The following is a 23,799-nucleotide window of genomic DNA, read 5'->3' as shown; positions in this document are numbered from 1 at the left end:
GATCTTCGGTGCGGGCCCCGTCGTCACTTCGTCAGCGCGGCGACGACGGAATCGACGTACGACTCCATCGACCCGGTGCCGCCGAACATCCACACACCGTCGGGCAGCCGGTGCACCGTGCCCGCCTTCACGAACGGCAGCGACTTCCACACCGCGTTGTCGGCGAGCACACCGGTGAACGGCGTGGCGCTCTTGTCGTCGTCGCTGCCGATGTACGCGAACTCCACGTCACCGAGCTTGGTCAGCCCCTCGACGTCGGTCTTGCCGAGCCCGTAGGCCGGGTCGCCCTTCACCGTCCAGGGGTTCTCCAGCCCGAGCTTCTCGTTCACCGCGCCGAGCAGCGAACCGGCGGTGTACGGCCGGATCGTCACCTGGCTGCCCTGCACATAGCCGTCCGCGAAGGCGAACTTCGTGCCCTTGCGCCCGGCCTGCTCCAGCTTCCGCCGGCCCTCCGCGAGCTTCGCCTCGAAGCCCTTCTTGAGCGTGCCGGCCCGCTCCGTGGTGCCCGTGGCCTTGGCGATCAGGTCCAGGTCCCTGGTCATCTGCCCGATCGGATCGGCCGAGTCGGCGGACTTCAGCACCAGCACCGGGGCGATCTTCCGCAGCTGCGTGACGGCGGCCTGGGGCAGGTCGCTGGTGGCGACGATGAGATCGGGCGCGAGCGCGGCGACGGTGTCCATGCTCGGCTCGCCGCGAGTGCCGATGTCCTTCGGCTCGTTCTTCAGCGGTACGGCCTTGTCCCAGGACTTGTACCCCTTGACGTCGGCGACACCGGCCGGCGCGACGCCCAGCGCGGCCAGGTGCTCGACGACGTTCCACTCGGTGCCGACGACCTTCTTGGCGGGCCCGTCCAGCTCCACCTTCGTACCGGACGCGTCCGTGAGGGTGAGGTGCCCGGAGGACTTCTTCGCCTCGTCGGCGGCGGGCTGGGTGGTACCGCACGCGCCCAGGGTGAGGGCGGCGGCGGTGGCCGCCGCGACGGTGAGCAGGAGTCGTCTCATGAGGTGGCACCGAGCCTTTCGCTGTGCGCGTCGCGCGCGTTGTGCTTGTCGTTCCGGGGGGTGTGGCCGGCCCGCGGTGTGTCTCCGTCCGGCGTCCGCCGGGTGTGGTGCCGGCCGATCGCGCGGGTGCGCAGCCGTCCTGTCGACGGGTCGGTGGAGACCTCGATCCGGATGCCGTACGTGTCCGACAGCCGCTCCGGGGTGAGGACGTCCTCCGGCTCCCCGTCCGCGATCACCCGGCCCGACCGGAGCAGTACGATCCGGTCGGCGACGGCCGCCGCCTGGTCCAGGTCGTGCAGCACCACCCCGACGGCGATGCCGTGGTCGTCCGCCAAGTCCCGTATCAGGTCCAGGAGTTCCACCTGGTAGCGCAGGTCGAGGTAGGTCGTCGGCTCGTCCAGCAGCAGTACGCCGGTGTCCTGCGCCAGGCAGCCCGCGAGCCACACCCGTTGCAGCTGGCCGCCGGAGAGGTGCTCGGCACCCCGCTCGGCCAGGTCGGCGACCCCGGTCATCCGCAGCGCCCGCTCCACCGCCTCATGGCCGCCCGGGTCGGCCCGGCCCCAGCGCCCCCGGTACGGATACCGCCCGAACTCCACGACATCGCGCACGGTCAGGCCGCTGGGCGTGGGCCGCCCCTGCGGCAGCAGCGCGACCCGCCGCGAGAACTCGCGGGGCGTGAGCGCGAAGCCGTCCGTCTCCTCGCCGAGAGTCAGCGCGGCACTCCGGGCCCGCTGCAGCCGCGCCACGGTACGCAGCAGCGTCGACTTCCCGCTGCCGTTCGGGCCGACCAGTACGGTCACCTGCCCGGGCGAGAGCTGGAGGGACGCCTCGTGGACCACGTCGACACCGTCGTACGCCACGGTGACATCCGTGGCGGAAAGGGTGTGGCCGCGGGGCTGCGCGGACTGGGGGAGTTCTTCACCGGCCTTCACGCGGCAAAGGTTAGCCTAACCTAACTTATGGCCGAAGCCTGGCCCTTCGCGGAGCGGTGGTCAAGGGAGAGGGCCGGTCCGGGATGCTCAACGGCGCCGCCATACGAGCGTGTAGCGCCAGAACAACCGGCGGCGCAGTCGCGCGCCGGGCAGGACCGAGCGGGCCTGGCGGGCGATGTCGGGGAAGGTCATGTCCGCCGGGCGGGTCATGGCCGTCATCGAGACCGGCCGGGGCGCTGTGCGGCCCCTGTTCTTGAGCCAGCCTGTGGCGGCGTTGAGTGGGGCGGCCGCGGTTCCGAGCAGGTAGTCAACTGGCGTCGCCGGGCGGGACAGTCCGAGGATCACGAGGGTTCCGCCGGGCGCCAGGTGCCGCCGGAAGGCGGCGAGGGCGTCGGTGAGCGGCAGATGGTGGAGTACGGCGACACATGTGATGACGTCGTAGGAGCCCGCGGGGATTCCGGTCAGCGCGTCCGCGGTCGTGAAGGTGACGGGGGTCGACGCGGGGGTCAGCTCCCGTGCCCGGGCGGTGATCTCCGGATCGGAGTCGATGCCGTGCACCGTGCCGGCGCGCGCGGCCAGAAGTCTGGCCAGGTCACCACTGCCGCAGCCGACATCCAGAGCGCTGCCGAAACGCCGGGGGAGCTGCCGGAGGATCCACGGGTGGTAGTGGGCGTTGTGGTCCCACGGGCGAGCGGCGTTGAACTGCTCAAGGGCTCGCAGGGCGCGGTGCGCGAGTGCGGTCATGTTGTCACTCCATCAAGCCCGCCGCGCCTGCGTCACTTGTATGGGCATCCGTCTCGATCGGGGCAGTCGGCGGCCGGGCACGCATGACCTCGCCGCGCCGATGTACTAGAGTTATCTCGACATCGAGATATCTGCCGGGAGGCGTACCGCTGCCGCGCTAGTAAGGCTTGCCTAACTTAGCCTTACCTTAGCTGATCGGCAAGGATCTGTGACGGCAGGATTGCGGTGGTACGCGCGAATCATGCATTGAAGGAGACTGTCGTGTCGGCGAACAGCTTCGACGCCCGCAGCACGCTGCAGGTGGGCGACGAGTCGTACGAGATCTTCAGGCTGGACAAGGTCGAGGGCTCCGCCCGCCTTCCCTACAGCCTGAAGGTGCTGCTGGAGAACCTGCTCCGTACCGAGGACGGCGCGAACATCACCGCCGACCACATCCGTGCGCTGGGCGGCTGGGACTCCCAGGCGCAGCCGAGCCAGGAGATCCAGTTCACGCCGGCCCGCGTGATCATGCAGGATTTCACCGGCGTGCCCTGCGTCGTGGACCTCGCCACCATGCGTGAGGCCGTCAAGGAGCTGGGCGGCGACCCGGCGAAGATCAACCCGCTGGCCCCGGCCGAGCTGGTCATCGACCACTCCGTCATCGCCGACAAGTTCGGCACCGCCAACGCCTTCCAGCAGAACGTGGAGCTGGAGTACGGCCGCAACAAGGAGCGCTACCAGTTCCTGCGCTGGGGCCAGACCGCCTTCGACGAGTTCAAGGTCGTCCCGCCCGGCACCGGCATCGTCCACCAGGTCAACATCGAGCACCTGGCCCGTACGGTCATGACCCGCAACGGTCAGGCCTACCCCGACACCCTGGTCGGCACCGACTCGCACACCACGATGGTCAACGGCCTGGGCGTCCTGGGCTGGGGCGTCGGCGGCATCGAGGCCGAGGCCGCGATGCTGGGCCAGCCGGTCTCCATGCTCATCCCGCGCGTCGTCGGCTTCAAGCTGACCGGTGAGCTCAAGCCCGGCACCACCGCCACCGACCTGGTGCTGACCATCACCGAGATGCTGCGCAAGCACGGCGTCGTCGGCAAGTTCGTCGAGTTCTACGGCGAGGGCGTCGCCGCCACCTCGCTGGCCAACCGCGCCACCATCGGCAACATGTCGCCGGAGTTCGGCTCCACCGCCGCGATCTTCCCGATCGACGACGAGACCCTGAACTACCTGAAGCTGACCGGCCGCTCCGAGCAGCAGGTCGCCCTGGTCGAGGCGTACGCCAAGGAGCAGGGCCTGTGGCTGGACCCGGCCGCCGAGCCGGACTTCTCCGAGAAGCTGGAGCTGGACCTCTCCACGGTCGTCCCGTCGATCGCCGGTCCGAAGCGCCCGCAGGACCGCATCGTCCTGGCCGAGGCCGCCCAGCAGTTCACCCACGACGTACGCAACTACGTCAGCGAGGCGGACCTGGACGAGGCGGGCAAGGAGTCCTTCCCGGCCTCCGACGCCCCCGCGGTCTCCAACGGCACGCCGAGCAAGCCGACCCAGGTCGTGGCCGCCGACGGTTCGGTGTTCGAGATCGACCACGGCGCCGTCACGGTCGCCGCGATCACCTCCTGCACCAACACCTCGAACCCCTACGTCATGGTCGCCGCCGCCCTGGTGGCCAAGAAGGCGGTCGAGAAGGGCCTGTCCCGCAAGCCCTGGGTCAAGACCACCCTCGCCCCCGGCTCGAAGGTCGTCACCGACTACTTCGACAAGGCGAACCTGACGCCCTACCTGGACAAGCTGGGCTTCAACCTGGTCGGCTACGGCTGCACCACCTGCATCGGCAACTCCGGTCCGCTGGACGAGGAGATCTCGAAGGCGATCAACGAGAACGACCTCGCGGTCACCTCGGTGCTCTCCGGCAACCGCAACTTCGAGGGCCGGATCAACCCCGACGTCAAGATGAACTACCTGGCGTCCCCGCCGCTGGTCGTCGCGTACGCCATCGCCGGCTCCATGAAGGTGGACATCACCACCGAGGCGCTGGGCACCGACCAGGACGGCAACCCGGTCTACCTCAAGGACATCTGGCCCTCCGAGGCCGAGGTCAACGACGTTGTGGCCAACGCCATCGGCGAGGACATGTTCTCCAAGTCGTACGAGGACGTCTTCGCGGGCGACGCCCAGTGGCAGGCGCTGCCGATCCCGACCGGCGACACCTTCGAGTGGGACCCGCAGTCCACCTACGTGCGCAAGCCCCCGTACTTCGAGGGCATGACGATGGAGACCAGCCCGGTCTCCGACGTCCAGGGCGCCCGCGTGCTGGCCAAGCTGGGCGACTCGGTCACCACCGACCACATCTCCCCGGCCGGTGCGATCAAGGCCGACACCCCGGCCGGCCAGTACCTCACGGAGCACGGCGTCGAGCGCCGCGACTTCAACAGCTACGGCTCGCGCCGCGGCAACCACGAGGTCATGATCCGCGGTACGTTCGCCAACATCCGCCTGCGCAACCAGATCGCGCCGGGCACCGAGGGCGGCTTCACGCGTGACTTCACGCAGGAGGGCGGCCCGGTCTCCTTCATCTACGACGCGTCGCAGAACTACCAGGCGGCCGGCATCCCGCTGGTCATCCTGGCCGGCAAGGAGTACGGCTCCGGCTCGTCCCGCGACTGGGCCGCCAAGGGCACCGCGCTGCTCGGCGTCAAGGCCGTCATCGCCGAGTCCTACGAGCGCATCCACCGCTCGAACCTGATCGGCATGGGTGTCCTGCCGCTCCAGTTCCCCGAGGGCGCCTCCGCGCAGTCCCTGGGCCTGACCGGCGAGGAGACCTTCGACATCACCGGCGTCACCGCCCTGAACGACGGTGGCATCCCGGAGACCGTCAAGGTCAAGGCGGGCGACGTCGAGTTCGACGCCAAGGTGCGCATCGACACCCCTGGCGAGGCCGACTACTACCGCAACGGCGGCATCATGCAGTACGTGCTGCGGTCGCTGATCCGGAAGTAACCGGCGATCCCGCTCCGTTGAGCGGGTGAAACGCGAGGGCCGCACCCCGGCTGGGGGGCGGCCCTCGCTGTGTTGCTGTCCCGCTGCTCATAAACCGGTGCGGCGCGTCTCGTGGAGACGCGCCGCACCATCACCTCACCGGCACACGGCCGACCGGAGTCCCCCGGCTACCGGTGTTCTGGAGGACTAGAACATCCAGCTGTAGATGTTGTAGCCGAAACCGATCTGCTTGCGGGACTCGAAGGGGTCCTGGTTGCCGCCGTCGCCCTTGTAGAGCCACAGCTTGCCGTCGGTGTCGCGTGCCAGCAGGTCCGCGCGGCCGTCGAGGTCCACATCGCCGACCGAGACGAGGGCGTTGTACGCGTTCCAGCCCGCGCCGATCTTGACGCGCGGGGCGAACGGCGCCTTGTAGTCGCCGGTGCCCTTGTAGAGCCACAGGACGCCGGAGGAGTCCCGGGCCACGATGTCGGCCTTGCCGTCGCCGGTCAGGTCGCCCTTGCCGGAGATCTCGGTGTAGGCGTTCCAGCCGCCGCCAACCTTGACGCGCGAGGTGACCTGGCCGTTGTCGTAGCCGAGGTAGATCCACAGCACGCCCGACTTGTCGCGCGCGATGATGTCGTAGGCGGTACCGCCGCCGAGGTTGCCCGGGGACAGGACCTTGTCGTAGATGTTCCAGCCGCCGCCGACCGTACGGCTCTCGGAGTCCGAGTTGAAGTACAGGTTGCCGGCCTTGTCCCAGGCCCACATGCCGTCGCCCACGCCGTCACCGCTGTGGTCGACCGTGGCCGCGGCCTTGAGCAGGTCCCAGTCGCTGGTGACGAACGTGCGCTCGTCCAGGCCACCGGTGCCGTCCGGCAGGTACTGGTAAAGGAAGCCGTCGGAGCGCTGGATGCCGAACAGGCCGAACACGGGGGCCTCGGCGGTCGCCGCCGCACGGGCCGTGGCGCGGGACTTGGCCCCGGCGCCGGCCTTCGGCGCCGCCTGCGCCAGCTTGCTGATGTCGACGTTCTTCACGGGGGCGGGGACCGGCGCGTCCGCCACCGCGGCTGAGGCACTGGTGCCGACCAGGGCGGCGGCGATCGCCGCGACAGCCAGGCGCGATACGGCGCGCCCGCGCTTACGGCCGGGAAGTTTGGCCACGTAATTCTCCATTTGCCATGTGATGAGGCGCGACGCACCCTCATGGGGGTGCGTCGTGTGATCGTCAGGATCTTTGCACAACCTTTTTACATGTCAACTGGTTTACGGGTGGTCTGATCAGTCGGTCCTGAAAACCGCCCGTTTCGGACCGATCAGCTCGAACTCCGCCAAGGAGGCAGGGTTTGCCGGTGTCAGTCGGTAACGCTGGTAGCTCCCAGGTGATTTCACCGTGAATATCCGGGTTTGCCGGTCCCAGCTGAAGGTCTCGTGCGTCCGCCGGTCCAGCGTCCGCCACTTCCCGTGGCGGTCCAGGCCCTCCAGCACCCAGGCGCCGGGCGCGTCACCCTTCGCTGCCGAGGTGAGGGTGTACGAGGTCACCCGCGCCGCCGACGGGAGCGTGACCGGGACGGACTCGAAGGATGCCGAGGTGGCCGACGTGTCGTCCAGCAGCGGGCTGCCGCCCGGCGTCGTCAGGTCGCCGTCGGGCACGGGCACCCGGTCGTCGTGCGTGATGGACGACGGCGCCGCGTGCTCGCCCGTGCCCCAGGAGGACGGGCGCGGCCCCATCGCGAATTCCAGGGTGCCGCCGCGGGCGAGCAGGGCATGGGGCAGCGCCGTCGAATTCCACGGCTTTCCGTTGACCCGCAGCCCTTGGACGTACACATTGCGCGCGCTGTTGCGCGGCGCCTTGACGACGAGATCGCGGCCGTTCTCCAGGTGGACGGTGGCCTCGGTGAACAGCGGGGAGCCGATGGCGTATTCGGGCGAGCCCATCACCAGCGGATAGAACCCGAGCGCGCTGAACACGTACCACGCGGACATCTCGCCGTTGTCCTCGTCGCCCGGATATCCCTGGCCGATCTCGCTGCCCAGATAGAGGCGGGAGAGCACCTCACGCACCTTCTCCTGGGTCTTCCACGGCTGCCCGGCCGCGTCATAGGCGTACGCGATGTGGTGCGACGGCTGGTTGCTGTGCCCGTACATGCCCATCCGGGTGTCCCGGGCCTCGGTCATCTCGTGGATGACGTTGTTGTACGAGCCGGCGAATTCCTTCGCCGCGGTTTCCGGGGTGGCGAAGTACGCGTCCAGCTTCTTCGCCAGACCCGCCCGGCCGCCGTACAGGTTGGCCAGGCCGCGGGTGTCCTGCGGCGCGGTGAAGGCGAAGGTCCAGGCGTTGGTCTCGGTGTAGTCGTGGCCCCAGACGCGCGGGTCGAAACGGTCCGGGGGCAGCCGCCAGTTCCCGGCCGCGTCCTTGCCCTGGAAGAAGCCGACCTTGTCGTCGAAGTGCTTGACGTAATCGCGGGCGCGGTTGAGGAAGTACGCGGACTCCTCCTTGTAACGCGGGTTCTTCGTCTTCGCGTACAGCGCCTGTCCCATACGGGCGATGCCGTAGTCGTTGAGGTAGCCCTCCAGCGCCCAGGACATGCCTTCCTTGGTGTCCGTGCTCGTATAGCCGCGGAAGGGCGAGGTGGCCATGCCCTTACGGCCGACTCCGGGGCTGGGCGGGGCGACGGTGGCGTTCTTCACCGCCGCCTCATAGGCCGCGGCGGCATCGAACTTCACGCCCTTCGCATAGGCGTCGGCGAAGGCCACGTCCGAACTCGTACCGGTCATCAGGTCCGCGTAACCGGGGGAGGACCAGCGGGAGATCCAGCCGCCGTCCTTGTACTGCTGGACGAAACCGTCCACCATTTTCCCCGCCTGGCGCGGAGTGAGCAGGGAATAGGCGGGCCACGTGGTGCGGTAGGTGTCCCAGAAGCCGTTGTTGACGTAGACCTCACCGTCGACGATCTTCGCTCCGGTGCGGTCCGGGGTGTCCGGGCCGGTCCGCGGCGAGAAGGGGCTCGCGTAGCGGGCGCGCGAACCGACCTGCTCATGGCCGGAGTTGGGGTAGAGGTAGAGCCGGTAGAGGTTGGAATAGAGGGTGACGAGGCGGTCCCGGCTCGCGCCCTCGACCTCGATACGGCCGAGGATGCCGTCCCACTGGGCACGCGCGCGGTCCCGGACCCGCTCGAAGGAGTCGCCCGCCGGGACCTCGCGCTCCAGGTTCGCGCGCGCCTGGTCGACGCCGATCAGCGAGGTGGCGATGCGCAGCGTGACCGTACGGTCCGCGCCGGGCCGCAGTTTCAGGTAGCCCGTGACGTCCGGGCCACCGCCGCCGCTCAGCTTGCCGCCCGCGGTGACCGGCGCGTCGAGCACGCCGTACACGAACAGTCGGGTGGCGCCGGTCGACAGGTTGCTCCGGACGTCGGAGAAGCCGGTGACGACGCCCCGCGCGGTGTCCAGGGTGAGCCCGCCGTTGTTGTTGACGTTGTCGAAGATCAGGTTCGCGTCGTCGCCGGGGAAGGTGAAGCGCATCAGCGCCGCGTGGTCCGCAGGGGCGATGTCCGCCCGGAGGCCGTTGTCGAAGGTGACGCCGTAGTGGTGCGGTTTCGCGGTCTCGTTGGTGTGGTGGAAGGGCAGGGCGCGGGCGGTCCGGCCGGCGTCCGGGGTGCCGGCCGCGGTGGACGGCATGACCTGGAAGGTCTGCCGGTCGCCCATCCAGGGGCTCGGCTCGTGGCTGGCGGCGAACGCCTGGAGGGTGGGCAGGTTGGCGGCGTTGTTCTTCCGCGCGTACTCGTACAGCCAGTCGGTGGAGCCCGCGTTGGTCACCGGCGTCCAGAAGTTGAAGCCGTGCGGCACGGCGGTGGCCGGGAAGGTGTTGCCGCGCGAGAAGCTGCCGCTGGAGTTCGTGCCGCGGGTGGTCGCCACGTGGTCGGCGAAGTGGGTGGGCGGCTTCTCCCGGGCCGCGGGGCCCAGGGTGATGTCGTCGACCCAGCCGCGGAAGACCGGTGTGGCCTTCGGCGCGGCCGGGGAGTCGTACGCGATCAGGATGCGATCGACGGTCTTGCCCGCCGCGACGGCGCCGATGCGCGACTGGCGGTGGTTCCACTGGTTGACGTAGAGCGTCTTGGCGGCGGCCTGGCCGCGCGGGGTGAGCGGCGCGCCGTTCTGGTCGGCGGCGCCCAGCTCGCTGAGGTACGTGCCGTCGGTGAAGGCCAGGTCGAGCGCGACGTGGGTGGCGGGGTAGCCCAGGTCGGTGGCGGCCATCTCGGGGAAGATCTTGTACGACAGCGAGGTGGCGGCCGTGACCGGCAGGTCGACGTCGAAGACCTTGTTGTACGAGTAGCCGCGGCCGGACGCGGTGTGGGTGCCCGCGTACCGCAGCGCCCGCAGCCCGCTGAAGCCGGCGTTCGTCCTCGCGGTGGGGGAGGCGGTGGGGCCGGAGTCGGGGTGGCTGCTCATGCCGGCGCCCGGACCGCTCTCGGGGCCCACTCCGGAGGTCTTCCCAGTGCCGTCCGGGCCGGTTTCGACCGTGTCCAGCCAGGCGGGCTGCGGATCGCCGGTCTCGAAGGAGGAGCTGAACTGCCGCTCGCCCGGGGGCTTTCCGGGCGGGGCCGCGACGGCCGGGGCGTACGCCGTCAGGACGAGCAGGGCCGCCACCGCGAGTGCGACGGGGCGGGCCGTGCCGGGCAGGGATCTGTGCCGGTGTCTGAGCCGCACGCGTACCTCTCAACGAAGCGACAATTCCCCAACGGTGACATCGTTGTCAGCTGCGTAATGCAGAGATAAGTAAGGTGCGTGGGGCCTTTGTTGTCAAGGGTGACCCGACGAACGGCGGTCAGAAGTTTCCGGCGCAAGCGACGCATACCGTCGAGGTCTCAACTCGGGAAAGATGGCGGCCCGAACTTGCTTACGATCTTGCCGAGTTGACCTGAAGTGGACTATACCTGTCGGCGTCCGAGCGGCTGTGCGAACGACGCCGCGGACCCGGGGGGACCTGCGGAGCAGCACAAGAAGTCGGCCCCGCACATCTCTAGCGTGCCCGGTGCACATCCCGTACAACTCAGCTTCATCTGACCCGCGGTGCCGGGGTGGCTCCGGTACACCGCCTGAGTCCTGAAGAAGGCGAGGACTTGCGCATGGGATCCACCTCAGATTTCAGCCGCCGTGCCCTGATCAAGCGGGCCGCGGCGCTCGGAATCGTCACCGTGCCGGCCATGAGCGCCCTGTCGGCGTGTGCCAGCAGTGGTGGCGACGGCGGTGAGAAGGCCGAGAAGGGGCAGAAGTCCGCCAAGAATCCGCTCGCGGTCAATGAGAGCGCCGCCCTCGACGTCGTCATCTTCGACGGCGGATTCGGCGACAAATACGCGAAGGACGCCCAGGCCGAATACGTCGCCGCCTTCCCCAAGACCAAGGGCAAGGTCAAGCTCGCCTCCACCCAGAAGATCCAGTCCACCCTCCAGCCGCGGTTCAACGGCGGCAACCCGCCGGACCTGGTGGACAACTCCGGCGCGGAACAGATGGACTTCGGCACACTGGTGTCGAAGAACCAGCTCGCCGACCTCACCCCGCTGCTCGACGCCCCGTCGATCGACGACCCGAACAAGAAGGTGCGCGACACGCTGCGCCCCGGTGTCGTCGAGATGGGCCAGTTCGGCGGCAAGGAAACCTGGATCATGTACTACGCGTACACGGTCTACGGCGTCTGGTACTCCAAGACGAACCTCCAGAAGGTCGCCGACGCGGAATACCCGAAGACCTGGGACGAGATGCTCGCGGTGTGCGAGAAGGCGAAGAAGAAGGGCGTCGCCGGGTGGACCTACCCCGGCAAGTACCCGTACTACCTCCCCTTCAGCCTCTACCCGTTCATCGCCAAGATCGGCGGCGCGGAAGTACTCCGGAAGATCGACAACCTGGAGCCGAACGCCTGGAAGGACCCGGCCGTCAAGGCGGCCTTCGACGCGTACTACGAGCTGTACAAGAAGGGGTATGTCCTCAAGGGCTCGCCGGGCCTGGACCACCTCCAGTCGCAGAAGGCGTGGGCCGAGGGCAAGGCGCTGTTCATACCCAACGGGTCGTGGGTCGAGAACGAGTCGGCCAAGCAGATCGAGAAGAACCCGGACTTCCAGCTCTCGGTCGGCGCGCCGTCCAGCCTCTCGTCCTCCGACAAGATGCCGTTCGGCACGATCTGGGCCTCCGGCGGCGAGCCGTACATCGTGCCCCGGGAAGCCAAGAACGCACCCGGCGGCATGGAAATGCTGCGCATCATGCTCAGCAAGAAGTCCTCGCAGAACTTCATCAAGCAGGTCTCCTCGCTCACCTCGCTCAACGGCGGTACGGAGGGCCTGAAGCTGCCCCCGGGCCTGGACTCGGCGCAGCAGGCGCTGCGGACGGCGGGTCAGAACATCGTCAACCCGCGGTTGCAGGACTGGTACGTGGCGCTGCAGAAGGAGAAGATCGGCGTCGGCGCGCTGGGCGAGATGATGGCGGGCCGCATGACTCCCGACGAGGCGATCACCAAGATCCAGAAGTACGCGGACGAGACGCGCGAGGACAGCAGCGTCAAGAAGTACAAGCGCTGACCGTGCGTCGGACGCGTCACCAGCGGTGGCGGTCACGCGAAACCGCGGGGAAAGAACGGGATCGGTAGTCATGCAGCACGGTAAATACCGCTTCATAGTGGGGTTCCTGGTCATCCCGCTGGCGATATACGCGATCTTCGTGATATCGCCGTTCGTGCAGGCGATCTACTACTCCTTCACGGACTGGACCGGCCTGAGCTCGGACATGAAAATGGTCGGGTTCGACAACTACGCGCGCCTCTTCAAGGACAGCGTTTTCTGGGCCGCGGTGGGAAACAGTGTGACGCTGTTGCTGCTGCTGCCGGTGGTGACGCTCTCGCTCGGGCTCTTCTTCGCCTTCATGCTCAACGTCGGTGGCCGCCGCAGAAAGAAGGCGGTCATCGGCGGGGTGCGCGGATCGGGCACGTACAAGATTCTCTACTTCTTCCCGCAGGTGCTGTCGATCCCGATCGTCGCCCTGCTCTTCCAGTTCGCGTACAACCCGGAGAGCGGCGCGCTGAACGCGTTCTTCCAGGCGATCGGACTGGACAGCGTGCAGCCCGACTGGCTGGGCGATCCGCAGATCGCGCTCTGGTGCATCATGGGCGCGATGATCTGGGCCAATGTCGGCTTCTACGTCGTGCTCTTCTCGGCCGGCATGAGTTCCATACCGAAGGACTTCTACGAGGCCGCGCTGCTGGACGGAGCCAACCGGTTCAACACGTTCTTCCGGATCACCCTGCCGCTGCTCTGGGACACGGTGCAGACCGGCTGGATCTATATGGGCATTCTGGCGCTGGACGTGTCGGCCTTCGCGTTCGTGCAGATCATGAGCGTCGGGCCGGGCGGCCCCGACTACTCCACCGAGGTCCTGCCGCTGTACGTCTATCAGAAGACCTTCCGCGACGGTCAGGCCGGTTACGCCACCTCGATCGGCGTTTCCCTGCTGATAGTGACCCTGATCTTCTCGGCCATCGTCATGCGGCTGGGCCGGCGCGAGCGACTGGAGTTCTGATGAGCGTGCAGACCACCGAGACCCCGGCCGCGACGGGCCGGGACGGCGCGGGCGGCAAGGGCCGCAAGGGCGGCGGAAGCGGTGAGGGCCGCGTCCTGAACGTCTTCTCGCACGGCGTCCTGATCATCTGGGGCCTGCTGGTCACCATGCCGCTGCTGTGGGCGGTGATCAGCTCCTTCAAGGACGACGGGGAGATCTTCGGCTCGCCCTGGGGCCTGCCGTCGGCGCTGCACTTCGACAACTGGGCGCGCGCCTGGGACAAGGCCAACATGGGCCAGTACTTCTTCAACTCGCTGATCGTGGTGGGTGGTTCACTGATCGGCACGATGCTGCTGGGCTCGATGGCGGCGTACGTACTGGCCCGGTTCGACTTTCCGGGCAACCGCTTCATCTACTTCCTGTTCGTGGGCGGGATGGGCTTCCCGATCATCCTGGCGCTGGTCCCGCTGTTCTTCGTCATGAAGAACATGGCCCTGCTGGACACCTACCACGGCCTGATCCTGGTCTACATCGGGTACTCCCTGCCGTTCACCGTCTTCTTCCTCAGCGGGTTCTTCAGAACGCTGCCGACGTCGGTGGCGGAGGCCGCGCTCATCGACGGCGCCTCCCACACGCGTACGTTCTTCCAGGTCATGCTGCCGATGGCCAAGCCGGGCCTGATCAGCGTCGGCATCTTCAACTTCCTGGGGCAGTGGAACCAGTACCTGCTGCCGACGGTGCTCAACGTCGGCGACCCGGACAAGAAGGTGCTGACGCAGGGCCTGGTCGCGCTGGCGGTCAGCCAGGGGTACAAGGGCGACTGGTCCGGCCTGTTCGCGGGCCTGACCATCGCGATGCTGCCGGTGCTCGGCGCGTACATCATCTTCCAGCGGCAGGTGGTGGCGGGCCTGACGGCGGGGGCGCTGAAGTAGCTCCGCGCGCCGTGCCGGCCGGCAGTACGCCGTACGCCACAGCGGCCCCCGCCGATCCGCGGGGGCCACTGGGCTGCTTGGAGAACAGCCGGGTTTTGGCCACAGGCCCGGTGCACCCGGTCGAGGACTTGACGTAACCGGACCCTGGCACGTCAGCTTAGATTCACATGTTGGAGACAAGCCGGGTCCCGTCGGTGTGACCCGGCCGGCGGCCGGTCGTCGTGCCGGGCGCTACAGGCGGGAGTGGATGAGTCGATGGAGACTCCGGGTTCGCAGTCCTCGCTGCACCGGGCCAATCTGGAGCGGGTCGTACGCGCGGTGCGCATGGCGGGATCGCTCACCCAGGCGGAGATCGCCCGGACCACGGGTCTGTCGGCGGCCACGGTCTCCAACATCGTGCGGGAACTGAAGGACGCCGGGACCGTCGAGGTCACGCCGACCTCGGCGGGCGGCCGCCGGGCCCGCAGCGTCTCGCTCTCCGGTGACGCCGGGATCGTCGTCGGGGTCGACTTCGGCCACTCCCACCTGCGCGTCGCGGTCGGCAACCTCGCCCACCAGGTGCTGGCCGAGGAGACCGAGCCGATCGATGTGGACGCCTCCGCCGCGGAGGGCTTCGACCGGGCCGAGCGCCTGGTCAACCGGCTGATCGAGACGACCGGCGTGGGCGCGGGCAAGGTCATCGGGGTGGGCCTCGGCGTCCCCGGGCCCATTGATGTCGAGTCCGGCACGCTCGGCTCGACCGCGATCCTGCCCGGCTGGAGCGGCACGAACCCGAGCGAGGAGCTGGCCGGGCGGCTCGGCGTCGGGGTGTACGTGGACAACGACGCCAACCTCGGCGCGCTCGGCGAGCTGGTGTGGGGCAGCGGACGCGGCGCCGCCGACCTCGCGTACATCAAGGTCGCCAGCGGCGTCGGCGCCGGTCTGGTCATCAGCGGCCAGATCTACCGGGGCCCCGGCGGCACGGCCGGCGAGATCGGGCACATCACGCTGGACGAGTCCGGGCCGGTGTGCCGCTGCGGCAACCGCGGCTGCCTGGAGACCTTCACCGCCGCGCGGTACGTGCTCCCCCTGCTCCAGCCCAGCCACGGGCCTGACCTGACCATGGCGGAGGTGGTCCGGCTGGCCCGGGAGGGCGACCCCGGGTGCCGGCGGGTGATCGGGGACGTGGGGCGGCACATCGGCAGCGGCGTGGCCAACCTGTGCAACCTGCTCAACCCGAGCCGGGTGGTGCTCGGCGGCGACCTGGCGGAGGCCGGGGAGCTGGTGCTCGGGCCGATCAGGGAATCGGTGTCGCGGTACGCGATCCCCAGCGCCGCGCGGCAGTTGAGCATCGTGCCCGGGACGCTGGGCGGGCGCGCGGAGGTGCTGGGCGCGCTCGCGCTCGTCCTGAGCGAGATGGGGGACTCGACGCTGCTGGACGGCACGCTGCCCGCCGACGCAGCGGTGCCGTCGGGTACGCGTACGGCTCCCGGAGTGCCCGCCGTGGCCGGTGCCCGGCCGGCCGGTGGCACCGGTACCTCGGCCATTGCCTGACGTATACGAGGCACGCTGAGTTCACACAGCTAACGCATGGCACCGTTGTCATCTCGTTAAGTATTTACTCCTTGACGGTCTGCGAGCGGCCGAGTTGACTTCCAGCCACCTCGGCCGCAACGACGCGGCCTCGTCAGGGAGGTTTCACCGTGAACACGCATCTGCGTCGTGCCGCCGTGGCCACTGCCGCCGTCTCCATGGCCCTCGGTCTCGCCGCCTGCGGCTCCGCCAAGGAAGCCGGCGGCGACTCGGACACCAAGAAGGACAAGAAGGGGCCGCTGACCATCGGCCTCCTGCTGCCCGAGAACCAGACCGCGCGCTACGAGCGGTTCGACAAGCCGCTGATCGAGAAGAAGATCCGCGAGCTGGCGGGCAAGGACACCGAGATCCTCTACGACAACGCCAAGCAGGACCCTTCCGTCCAGCAGCAGCAGGTCGACACGATGATCACCAAGAAGGTCGACGCGCTGATCCTGGACGCGGTGGACGCCAAGTCCATCGCCGCCTCCGTCAAGAAGGCGAACGACAAGGGCATACCCGTGGTGGCCTACGACCGGCTGGCCGAGGGCCCGATCAAGGCGTACACCTCCGTCGACAACGAGCGCGTCGGGCGGATCCAGGGCGAGTCGCTCCTGAAGGAGCTGGGCGACAAGGCGGGCCAGGGCGAGATCGTCATGATGAACGGGTCCATCACCGACCCGAACGCCAAGATGTACAAGGACGGCGCGCACTCCGTACTCGACGGCAAGGTCAAGATCGGCAAGGAGTACGACACCAAGGAGTGGAAGCCGGAGAACGCCAACGAGAACATGAAGGGCGCCATCTCCTCGCTCGGCAAGGACAAGATCATCGGCGTCTACTCCGCCAACGACGGTATGGCGGGCGGCATCATCACCGCCCTCAAGAGCGCCGGATTCACCAAGCTGCCGCCGGTCACCGGCCAGGACGCGGAGCTCTCCGCCGTCCAGCGCATCCTCACCGGCGAGCAGTTCATGAGCGTCTACAAGCCCTACCAGCCGGAGGCCGACGCCGCCGCGTCGATGGCCGTCGCGCTCGCCCAGGGCAAGAAGCTCGACGGGATCGCCAAGTCCACCGTCGACAGCGCCACCGAGAAGAAGGTGCCGTCCGTCATCGTGACGCCCTTCGCGCTCACCAAGGCGGATATTTCCAAGTATGTCGGCCAGGAAGGTTTCTTCACCAAGGCCGAGATCTGCACCGCCAAGTTCCAGTCCGCCTGCGCCGAGGCCGGCCTGAAGTAGGCCCGGCCGTCCGCCCGGCCCCGCCAGCCAGGGGCCGGACGGCGCGTTCCCGCCGGTCAGGCGGCGAAGGAGATGATTCACGTGTCCGCTACGCCCGTGCTGGCGTTGCGCGGGATCTCCAAGCGGTTCGGCGCCGTACAGGCGCTCACCGATGTCGAACTGGAGATCCACCCCGGTGAGGTCGTCGCCCTGGTCGGCGACAACGGCGCCGGCAAATCCACCCTCGTCAAGGCGATCGCCGGCGTGGGCCCCGCCGACGACGGCGTCATCGAATGGGAAGGCCGGCCGGTCACCGTGGACCGGCCGCACACCGCCCAGGAACTCGGCATCGCGACCGTCTACCAGGACCTCGCGCTGTGCGACAACCTCGACGTCGTCGGCAACCTCTTCCTCGGCCGCGAGATCGTCCGCGCCGGGGTGCTCGACGAGGTCGAGATGGAACGCCGCTCCCGCGAGCTGCTCGGCACGCTCGCCATCCGCATCCCGAGCGTGCGCATCCCCATCGCCTCGCTCTCCGGCGGCCAGCGGCAGACCGTCGCCATCGCCCGCTCACTGCTCGGCGAGCCCAAGGTCGTCATCCTCGACGAGCCCACCGCCGCGCTCGGCGTCGAACAGACCGCCCAGGTCCTCGACCTGGTCGAACGGCTGCGGGAACGCGGCCTCGGCGTCATCCTCATCAGTCACAACATGGCCGACGTCAAGGCCGTCGCCGACCGGGTCGCGGTACTGCGCCTCGGCCGCAACAACGGCACGTTCGAGGTACGCAGCACCACCCAGGAAGAGATCATCTCCGCCATCACCGGCGCCACGGACAACGCCGTGACCCGGCGCAAGGCGCGTACGGATACCGCGGAGGGCCGGAAGTGACCACCAACCTTTCCAAGGCCGACGGCGCCGAGGGCGCCGGAGGCGCCGCCGAGGGTGCCGTTATCGCCGTGGACCCGCGGCTGCTCGTACGGCAGCAGGGGTTCAAGGGCTACCTCGACGAATTCCGCCGCAAGATGCGCAGCGGCGAACTGGGTTCCCTCCCGGTCATCGTCGGCCTCATCATCATCGGCCTCGTCTTCCAGCTCCAGGACTCCGCGTTCCTCGGCGCCGAGAACCTCTCGAACCTCTTCGTGACGGCCGCCGGCACCGGACTGATCGCCGTCGGCATCGTCTTCGTCCTCATCCTCGGCGAGATCGACCTGTCCGTCGGCTCGGTCAGCGGCCTGGCCGCCGCGGTCTTCGCCGTCCTCAACATCAACAACGGCATGCCGGAGTGGGCGGCCCTGATCCTCGCCCTCCTCACCGGCACCGTGGCCGGAGTCCTGCACGGCTTCTTCTTCGCCCGCATCGGCGTCCCCGCCTTCGTCGTCACACTCGCCGGACTGCTCGGCTGGAACGGTCTGATGCTCCAGATCCTCGGATCGAACGGCACCATCAACCTCGACGACAGCGGCCTCGTCGCCCAGCTCACCAACTACTACTTCACGGATGTGGCCGCCGCGTACGGTCTGGCGACGGTTGCCGTCCTGGCCTTCCTCGGCCTCTCCCTCCTCGACTCCCGCCGCCGCGAGGCCGCGGGCGTCCCGAGCAGGCCGCTCAGCGAAACCGTGCTGCGCACGGTGGTTCTCGCCGTGCCCGCCTATCTGGTGGCCTGGCTCCTGAACCAGTACAAGGGGCTGCCGCTCGCCGTGGTCATTTTCCTGGGCGTCGTCGTCGCCCTCGACTTCGTGCTGCGGCGCACCACGTACGGACGCCAGGTCTTCGCCCTCGGCGGCAGCGTCGAGGCGGCCCGCCGTGCGGGCATCAACGTCGCGTTCGTCCGCATCTCCGTCTTCTCCCTCGCCGGCACGATGGCCGCCGTCGGCGGCATGTTCCTGGCCTCCCAGATCAACGCCGCGAACCAGTCTTCCGGGGCGGGCAGCCTCCTCATGAACGCGATTGCTGCCGCGGTCATCGGAGGTACGAGCCTGTTCGGCGGGCGCGGCAAGACGTGGTCCGCGCTCCTGGGCGTCCTGGTCATCCAGTCCATCGCCTCGGGCATGGCGCTGCTGGGTATCGCGTCGGCCGTCCAGTACATGATCACCGGTGCGGTGCTGTTGGCGGCGGTTGTCATCGACTCGGTGTCGCGGAGGACGCAGCGGACGGCGGGCCGAGCGTAAGCTCGGGGTTTGTGGGGGTCTGGCCCGCGCTTCGCGCGGATACGCATTGCCTGGTCTGTGGGGCGGGGGTGCCCAGGGGGCCATCTCCTCGGCGCCTGGAGCGGCCGTCATGTCTGGACGCAACCATGTAACGGTCGCCTGCGGGGAGTGTCCCCCTGCACACCCCCTCCCGTCGGTTCGGCGAGTGCGGGCCGGTGGGGGGAGGGGGAAAGAAGCCTGGTGCGCGCCCCCCATGAGGAGAAGCTCGCGTATGCGCATGCGCAGGGCCCGGGGCGGCTCCGCGTCATGCGGAGGGGGCCGCATGGGTCCGGCCGCCAGGGGTCTGTAAAAGACCCCCGCCACGGCGGCGGGAAAGCCGCCCACGGCGCGGGCTCGGGGACACGTAGGGGTCTCCCCGCAGGCGACCGAAGCCCCGGTTGCGTCCAAACTATTCGGCCGCTCCAGGCGCCGAGGAGTGACCCCTGCGGGGCCCCGAGCCCCCACCCACCGAACCCCCGGCGCCAAGGCGCACCCCCACCGGGGCAACCGCCCCCCACCGGGCAGAACCGCGCACCAGACGCCCCCCACCCACAGCCCATATTTCGCCAGCCCCCAAACACCGCCCCGCGAGGCGCGGAACCACGCGCACCCCCACCACGCAGCACGGATGTCGACGTCCGCCACCCCACGTCGCTTCCGCGGCCGGAGGCCGCGTCCGCAAACCGGCCATCCGCGTGACATACATCGCACGGCCCGTTATCCGTCGCCGCAGGCGGAACATTAGACTCGGCAGATCGACAAGGTCGACCAGCCAGAGCCAGCTACAACCAGGCGAATCTGTACGAATCGCCCGAACCAGCTCGACAGCAAGGAGGCACGGGTGGCGCTGCTGACCCGTATCAAGGGACCGCGCGATCTGGACCGGCTGGGGCCGGAGCAGCTGGAGCAGCTGGCGGGGGAGATCCGTACGTTCCTCGTCGACGCCGTCTCCAAGACCGGCGGTCACCTCGGCCCCAACCTCGGCGTGGTCGAGCTGACCATCGCCCTGCACCGGGTCTTCGACTCGCCGCGGGACAAGGTGCTCTTCGACACCGGCCACCAGTCCTACGTCCACAAGCTGCTCACCGGCCGCCAGGACTTCTCCAGGCTGCGCAGCAAGGGGGGCCTGTCCGGCTACCCCTCGCGCGCCGAGTCGGCGCACGACGTGATCGAGAACAGTCACGCGTCGACGGTGCTGGGCTGGGCGGACGGCCTGGCCAAGGCCAATCAGGTGCTGCGCAAAAACGATCATGTCGTGGCGGTGATCGGGGACGGCGCGCTGACCGGCGGCATGGCCTGGGAGGCGCTGAACAACATCGCCGACGCCCAGGACCGCCCGCTGGTGATCGTCGTCAACGACAACGAGCGGTCGTACGCGCCGACCATCGGCGGCCTGGCGAACCACCTGGCCACCCTGCGCACGACGGACGGCTACGAGCGCTTCCTGGCGCGCGGCAAGGACCTCCTGGAGCGCACGCCGGTCGTCGGCAAGCCGCTGTACGAGACGCTGCACGGCGCCAAGAAGGGCCTGAAGGACTTCATCGCGCCGCAGGGCATGTTCGAGGACCTGGGGCTGAAGTACGTCGGGCCGATCGACGGGCACGACATCGAGGCCCTGGAGTCCGCGCTCCAGCGCGCCAAGCGCTTCGGCGGCCCGGTCATCGTGCACTGCCTGACCGAGAAGGGGCGCGGCTACAAGCCCGCCGAGCAGGACGAGGCGGACCGTTTCCACGGTATCGGCGTGATCCACCCGGACACCGGCCTGCCGGTGGCTTCCGGCGGCGCGAGCTGGACCTCCGTCTTCGGTGACGAGATGGTCAAGCTGGGCCAGGAGCGCGAGGACATCGTGGCGATCACCGCCGCGATGCTCCAGCCGGTGGGCCTGCAGAAGTTCGCGAAGGCGTTCCCGGAGCGGGTCTACGACGTGGGCATCGCCGAGCAGCACGCGGCGGTCTCGGCGGCCGGCCTGGCGACGGGCGGCCTGCACCCGGTCTTCGCGGTGTACGCGACGTTCCTCAACCGCGCCTTCGACCAGGTCCTCATGGACGTGGCGCTGCACAAGTGCGGGGTCACCTTCGTCCTGGACCGCGCCGGTGTCACCGGTGACGACGGCGCCTCGCACAACGGCATGTGGGACATGTCGCTGCTCCAGGTCGTGCCGGGCCTGCGGATCGCCGCCCCGCGCGACGCCGAGCAGGTACGGGCCCAGCTGCGCGAGGCCGTCGAGGTGGACGACGCGCCGACCGTGGTGCGCTACTCGAAGGGCAAGGTCGGCCCGGCGGTGGAGGCCGTGGGCCGGGTCGGCGGCATGGACGTGCTGCGGGAGCCCGGGAAGGGTGTGGAGCGCCCCGACGTGCTGCTGGTGTCGGTGGGTGCGCTGGCGCCGATGTGCCTGGAGATCGCCGATCTGCTCGACAAGCAGGGCATCTCCACGACGGTGGTGGACCCGCGCTGGGTCAAGCCGGTCGACGCGGCGCTGCCGGGCCTGGCCGACGCGCACCGCGTCGTGGTCACGGTCGAGGACAACAGCCGCTCGGGCGGTGTGGGCTCCGCCGTCGCGCAGGCGCTGCGCGACGCGGGCGTGGACGTACCGCTGCGTGACTTCGGTATTCCGGAGCGCTTCCTCGACCACGCCTCCCGCGCGGAGATCCTGGCCGAGATCGGGCTCACCGCGCCGGACATCGCCCGGCAGGTCACCGGTCTGGTCTCGAAGATCGACGGTCGGTACGAGGGCACGGACCGGTCGGTGGACGCCGCGGAGTCGGTGGGTTCCGTGGACGACGCCGAGCGCGCCGAGGCCGCCCGCGACTGACGGAGGATGCGGCTGGTGTACGTACGCGGACGTACGTACACCAGCCGGTCAACGGCTTCATCGGCCGTCCACCGGTCACTCCGGCGCCGCTCAAGGCCGCACAAATCCGACGCGCAACACTGCACAAACATCGCTGAACGGTCATACGATGGGCTGGTGGGCCACCCGAACGGGTGCTTTCACCGGCCCTTCGGCATATCCACCCGTCCGTACCATCGGGTGAATCCCCGCCGCGCACAGGCCCGCCGCACCGTACTCGTTCCGACCATTGCGCAGACTCGGTCAGTTCACGAGTCGCGACGGTCGTCCAGGCGGAGGTTGGCCCATGAGCAGGACACAGCGGGGCACGGCACACGGACCGGAACGCGGCGGCGGGGAGCACGCGCGAGTGCGCCGCAGCGGCCTGTTCCGGACCAAGACGGTCGAGGAGTCGATCCGGGACACCGAGGAGCCGGAACACGCGCTCAAGAAATCCCTCTCCGCCCTCGACCTGACTGTCTTCGGTGTCGGCGTCGTCATCGGCACCGGCATCTTCGTCCTCACCGGCAAGATCGCCAAGGAGACCGCCGGCCCGGCCGTCGCGCTCTCCTTCGTCACCGCGGGCCTGGTCTGCGCGCTGGCCGCGCTCTGCTACGCGGAGTTCGCCTCGACCGTGCCGGTGGCCGGTTCGGCGTACACCTTCTCGTACGCCTCGCTGGGCGAGCTGCCCGCCTGGATCATCGGCTGGGACCTCATCCTGGAGCTCGCGCTGGGCTGCGCGGTGGTCGCCGTCGGCTGGTCCGGCTACGTCCGCTCGCTGCTGGACACGGCCGGGGTCCATCTGCCACAGGGGCTGTCCGGCACCCATGAGGGCACCTTCGGGTTCGACCTGCTCGCGTGCGTGCTCGTGCTGGTGCTGACGGCCGTCCTCGTCGTCGGCGTGAAGCTGTCGTCCCGTGTGACCTCGGTGATCGTCGCCGTCAAGGTCACCGTCGTACTGCTCGTGATCGTCGCGGGCGCGTTCTTCATCAGCGGCGCCAACTACCAGCCGTTCATCCCGCCGAGCAAGGCCACCGAGGGCAGCGACGGCCTGGCGGCACCGCTGTCCCAGCTGATCTTCGGCTTCACCCCGGCCAATTTCGGCATCATGGGCATCTTCGCCGCCGCCGCGGTCGTCTTCTTCGCCTTCATCGGCTTCGACATCGTCGCCACCGCGGCCGAGGAGACCCGTCTGCCGCAGCGGGACGTGCCGCGCGGCATCCTCGGCTCGCTCGCCATCTGCACGGTGCTCTACGTCGCCGTCTCGATCGTCGTCACCGGTATGCAGAAGTACAGCGAGCTGTCGACGGACGCCCCGCTCGCCGACGCGTTCAAGTCCGTCGGGCACCCGTTCTGGGCCGGGCTGATCAGCTTCGGCGCGGCCGTCGGCCTGACCTCGGTCTGCATGATCCTGCTGCTCGGCCAGAGCCGGGTCTTCTTCGCGATGAGCCGCGACGGCCTGCTGCCGAAGATCTTCTCGCAGGTCCACCCGCGCTTCGGCACCCCGTACCGCTCGACCATCGCCCTGGGCGCCGTGGTCGCCGTCGTCGCCGGGTTCACCTCGATCGACGAGCTCGCCGAACTGGTCAACATCGGCACCCTGTTCGCGTTCGTCGTGGTCGCGATCGGCGTGGTCATCCTGCGCCGCACTCGCCCCGACCTGCCCCGCTCCTTCCGCACCCCGCTGGTCCCGTTCGTGCCCGCGCTGTCGGTGCTGGCCTCGCTGTGGCTGATGCTGAACCTGCCGGCGGAGACCTGGCTGCGGTTCGGCATCTGGATGCTCGTGGGCTTCGTCGTCTACTTCACGTACGGGCGGTCGCGGAGCCGGATGAACAGGCCCGGGGGCAGGAACGCGGCCACCGGTCCCGTGGGTGGTGGTCCGGGGCAGGGCAGCTGAGCCGTACGG

At 69.0% G+C, this 23,799-nt stretch carries 15 protein-coding genes; 10 read left to right on the top strand and 5 right to left on the bottom strand.

From position 1 onward, the window contains the following. Positions 1–23: 23 nt before the first annotated feature. The 3 genes from CP984_RS08750 to CP984_RS08740 all read right to left on the bottom strand — a co-directional run bounded on the left by CP984_RS08750 (position 24) and on the right by CP984_RS08740 (position 2,677). Positions 24–1,001, bottom strand: coding sequence for an ABC transporter substrate-binding protein (locus CP984_RS08750; RefSeq protein ID WP_003981074.1), 978 nt, complete (start codon positions 999–1,001; stop codon positions 24–26). Then, positions 998–1,933: an ABC transporter ATP-binding protein gene (locus CP984_RS08745; protein WP_003981073.1), complete on the bottom strand. Its 936-nt coding sequence runs from the start codon at positions 1,931–1,933 to the stop codon at positions 998–1,000. The genes CP984_RS08750 and CP984_RS08745 overlap by 4 nt, the downstream gene beginning before the upstream one ends. Positions 1,934–2,020: 87 nt before the next feature. Continuing rightward, positions 2,021–2,677, bottom strand: coding sequence for a class I SAM-dependent methyltransferase (locus CP984_RS08740; RefSeq protein ID WP_003981072.1), 657 nt, complete (start codon positions 2,675–2,677; stop codon positions 2,021–2,023). A gap of 261 nt (positions 2,678–2,938) precedes the next feature. On the opposite strand from CP984_RS08740, the gene acnA reads away from it, so the two are divergent. Beyond that, a complete protein-coding gene (gene acnA / locus CP984_RS08735) occupies positions 2,939–5,656 on the top strand; it encodes an aconitate hydratase AcnA (protein ID WP_003981071.1) in 2,718 nt (905 codons plus the stop codon). A 186-nt stretch (positions 5,657–5,842) separates the two neighbouring features. Here the strand turns inward: acnA and CP984_RS08730 are convergent, their stop codons facing one another. Together CP984_RS08730 and CP984_RS08725 are read right to left on the bottom strand one after the other, a co-directional pair. Continuing rightward, positions 5,843–6,796: an FG-GAP repeat domain-containing protein gene (locus CP984_RS08730; RefSeq protein WP_003981070.1), complete on the bottom strand. Its 954-nt coding sequence runs from the start codon at positions 6,794–6,796 to the stop codon at positions 5,843–5,845. A gap of 117 nt (positions 6,797–6,913) precedes the next feature. Beyond that, on the bottom strand, positions 6,914–10,339 hold the full coding sequence (locus CP984_RS08725; RefSeq protein WP_003981069.1) for a GH92 family glycosyl hydrolase: 3,426 nt from the start codon (positions 10,337–10,339) through the stop codon (positions 6,914–6,916). Positions 10,340–10,758: 419 nt separating this feature from the next. Between CP984_RS08725 and ngcE the strand changes: the two genes are divergently transcribed. The 9 genes from ngcE (at position 10,759) to CP984_RS08680 (ending at position 23,790) form a co-directional block, all read left to right on the top strand. Further along, positions 10,759–12,201: an N-acetylglucosamine/diacetylchitobiose ABC transporter substrate-binding protein gene (ngcE, locus tag CP984_RS08720; protein WP_003981068.1), complete on the top strand. Its 1,443-nt coding sequence runs from the start codon at positions 10,759–10,761 to the stop codon at positions 12,199–12,201. 70 nt (positions 12,202–12,271) lie between these two features. Then, on the top strand, positions 12,272–13,195 hold the full coding sequence (locus tag CP984_RS08715) for a carbohydrate ABC transporter permease (protein ID WP_003981067.1): 924 nt from the start codon (positions 12,272–12,274) through the stop codon (positions 13,193–13,195). Then, positions 13,195–14,106, top strand: coding sequence for a carbohydrate ABC transporter permease (locus CP984_RS08710; RefSeq protein WP_003981066.1), 912 nt, complete (start codon positions 13,195–13,197; stop codon positions 14,104–14,106). The genes CP984_RS08715 and CP984_RS08710 overlap by 1 nt, the downstream gene beginning before the upstream one ends. Positions 14,107–14,361: 255 nt before the next feature. Beyond that, entirely contained in the window at positions 14,362–15,639 is a 1,278-nt protein-coding gene (locus CP984_RS08705) for an ROK family transcriptional regulator (protein ID WP_003981065.1), read from the top strand. Positions 15,640–15,788: 149 nt separating this feature from the next. Then, on the top strand, positions 15,789–16,898 hold the full coding sequence (locus tag CP984_RS08700; RefSeq protein ID WP_003981064.1) for a substrate-binding domain-containing protein: 1,110 nt from the start codon (positions 15,789–15,791) through the stop codon (positions 16,896–16,898). 72 nt (positions 16,899–16,970) lie between these two features. Then, positions 16,971–17,765, top strand: a complete 795-nt coding sequence (locus CP984_RS08695) for an ATP-binding cassette domain-containing protein (protein WP_030181907.1) — start codon at positions 16,971–16,973, stop codon at positions 17,763–17,765. Further along, positions 17,762–19,045 (top strand): sugar ABC transporter permease, encoded by a 1,284-nt coding sequence (locus CP984_RS08690; protein ID WP_003981062.1) that lies wholly within the window; start codon positions 17,762–17,764, stop codon positions 19,043–19,045. The genes CP984_RS08695 and CP984_RS08690 overlap by 4 nt, the downstream gene beginning before the upstream one ends. 859 nt (positions 19,046–19,904) lie before the next feature. Beyond that, positions 19,905–21,875: a 1-deoxy-D-xylulose-5-phosphate synthase gene (gene dxs / locus CP984_RS08685; protein ID WP_003985643.1), complete on the top strand. Its 1,971-nt coding sequence runs from the start codon at positions 19,905–19,907 to the stop codon at positions 21,873–21,875. A gap of 325 nt (positions 21,876–22,200) precedes the next feature. Next, positions 22,201–23,790: an amino acid permease gene (locus CP984_RS08680; protein ID WP_078575301.1), complete on the top strand. Its 1,590-nt coding sequence runs from the start codon at positions 22,201–22,203 to the stop codon at positions 23,788–23,790. The last annotated feature ends 9 nt before the right edge of the window (positions 23,791–23,799 follow it).

This window comes from Streptomyces rimosus, from assembly GCF_008704655.1.
GTDB classification, from domain to species: Bacteria; Actinomycetota; Actinomycetes; order Streptomycetales; family Streptomycetaceae; genus Streptomyces; species Streptomyces rimosus.
The sequence above is the reverse complement of the archived record's forward strand: the minus strand, read 5'-3'. Positions and strand labels throughout refer to the sequence as shown.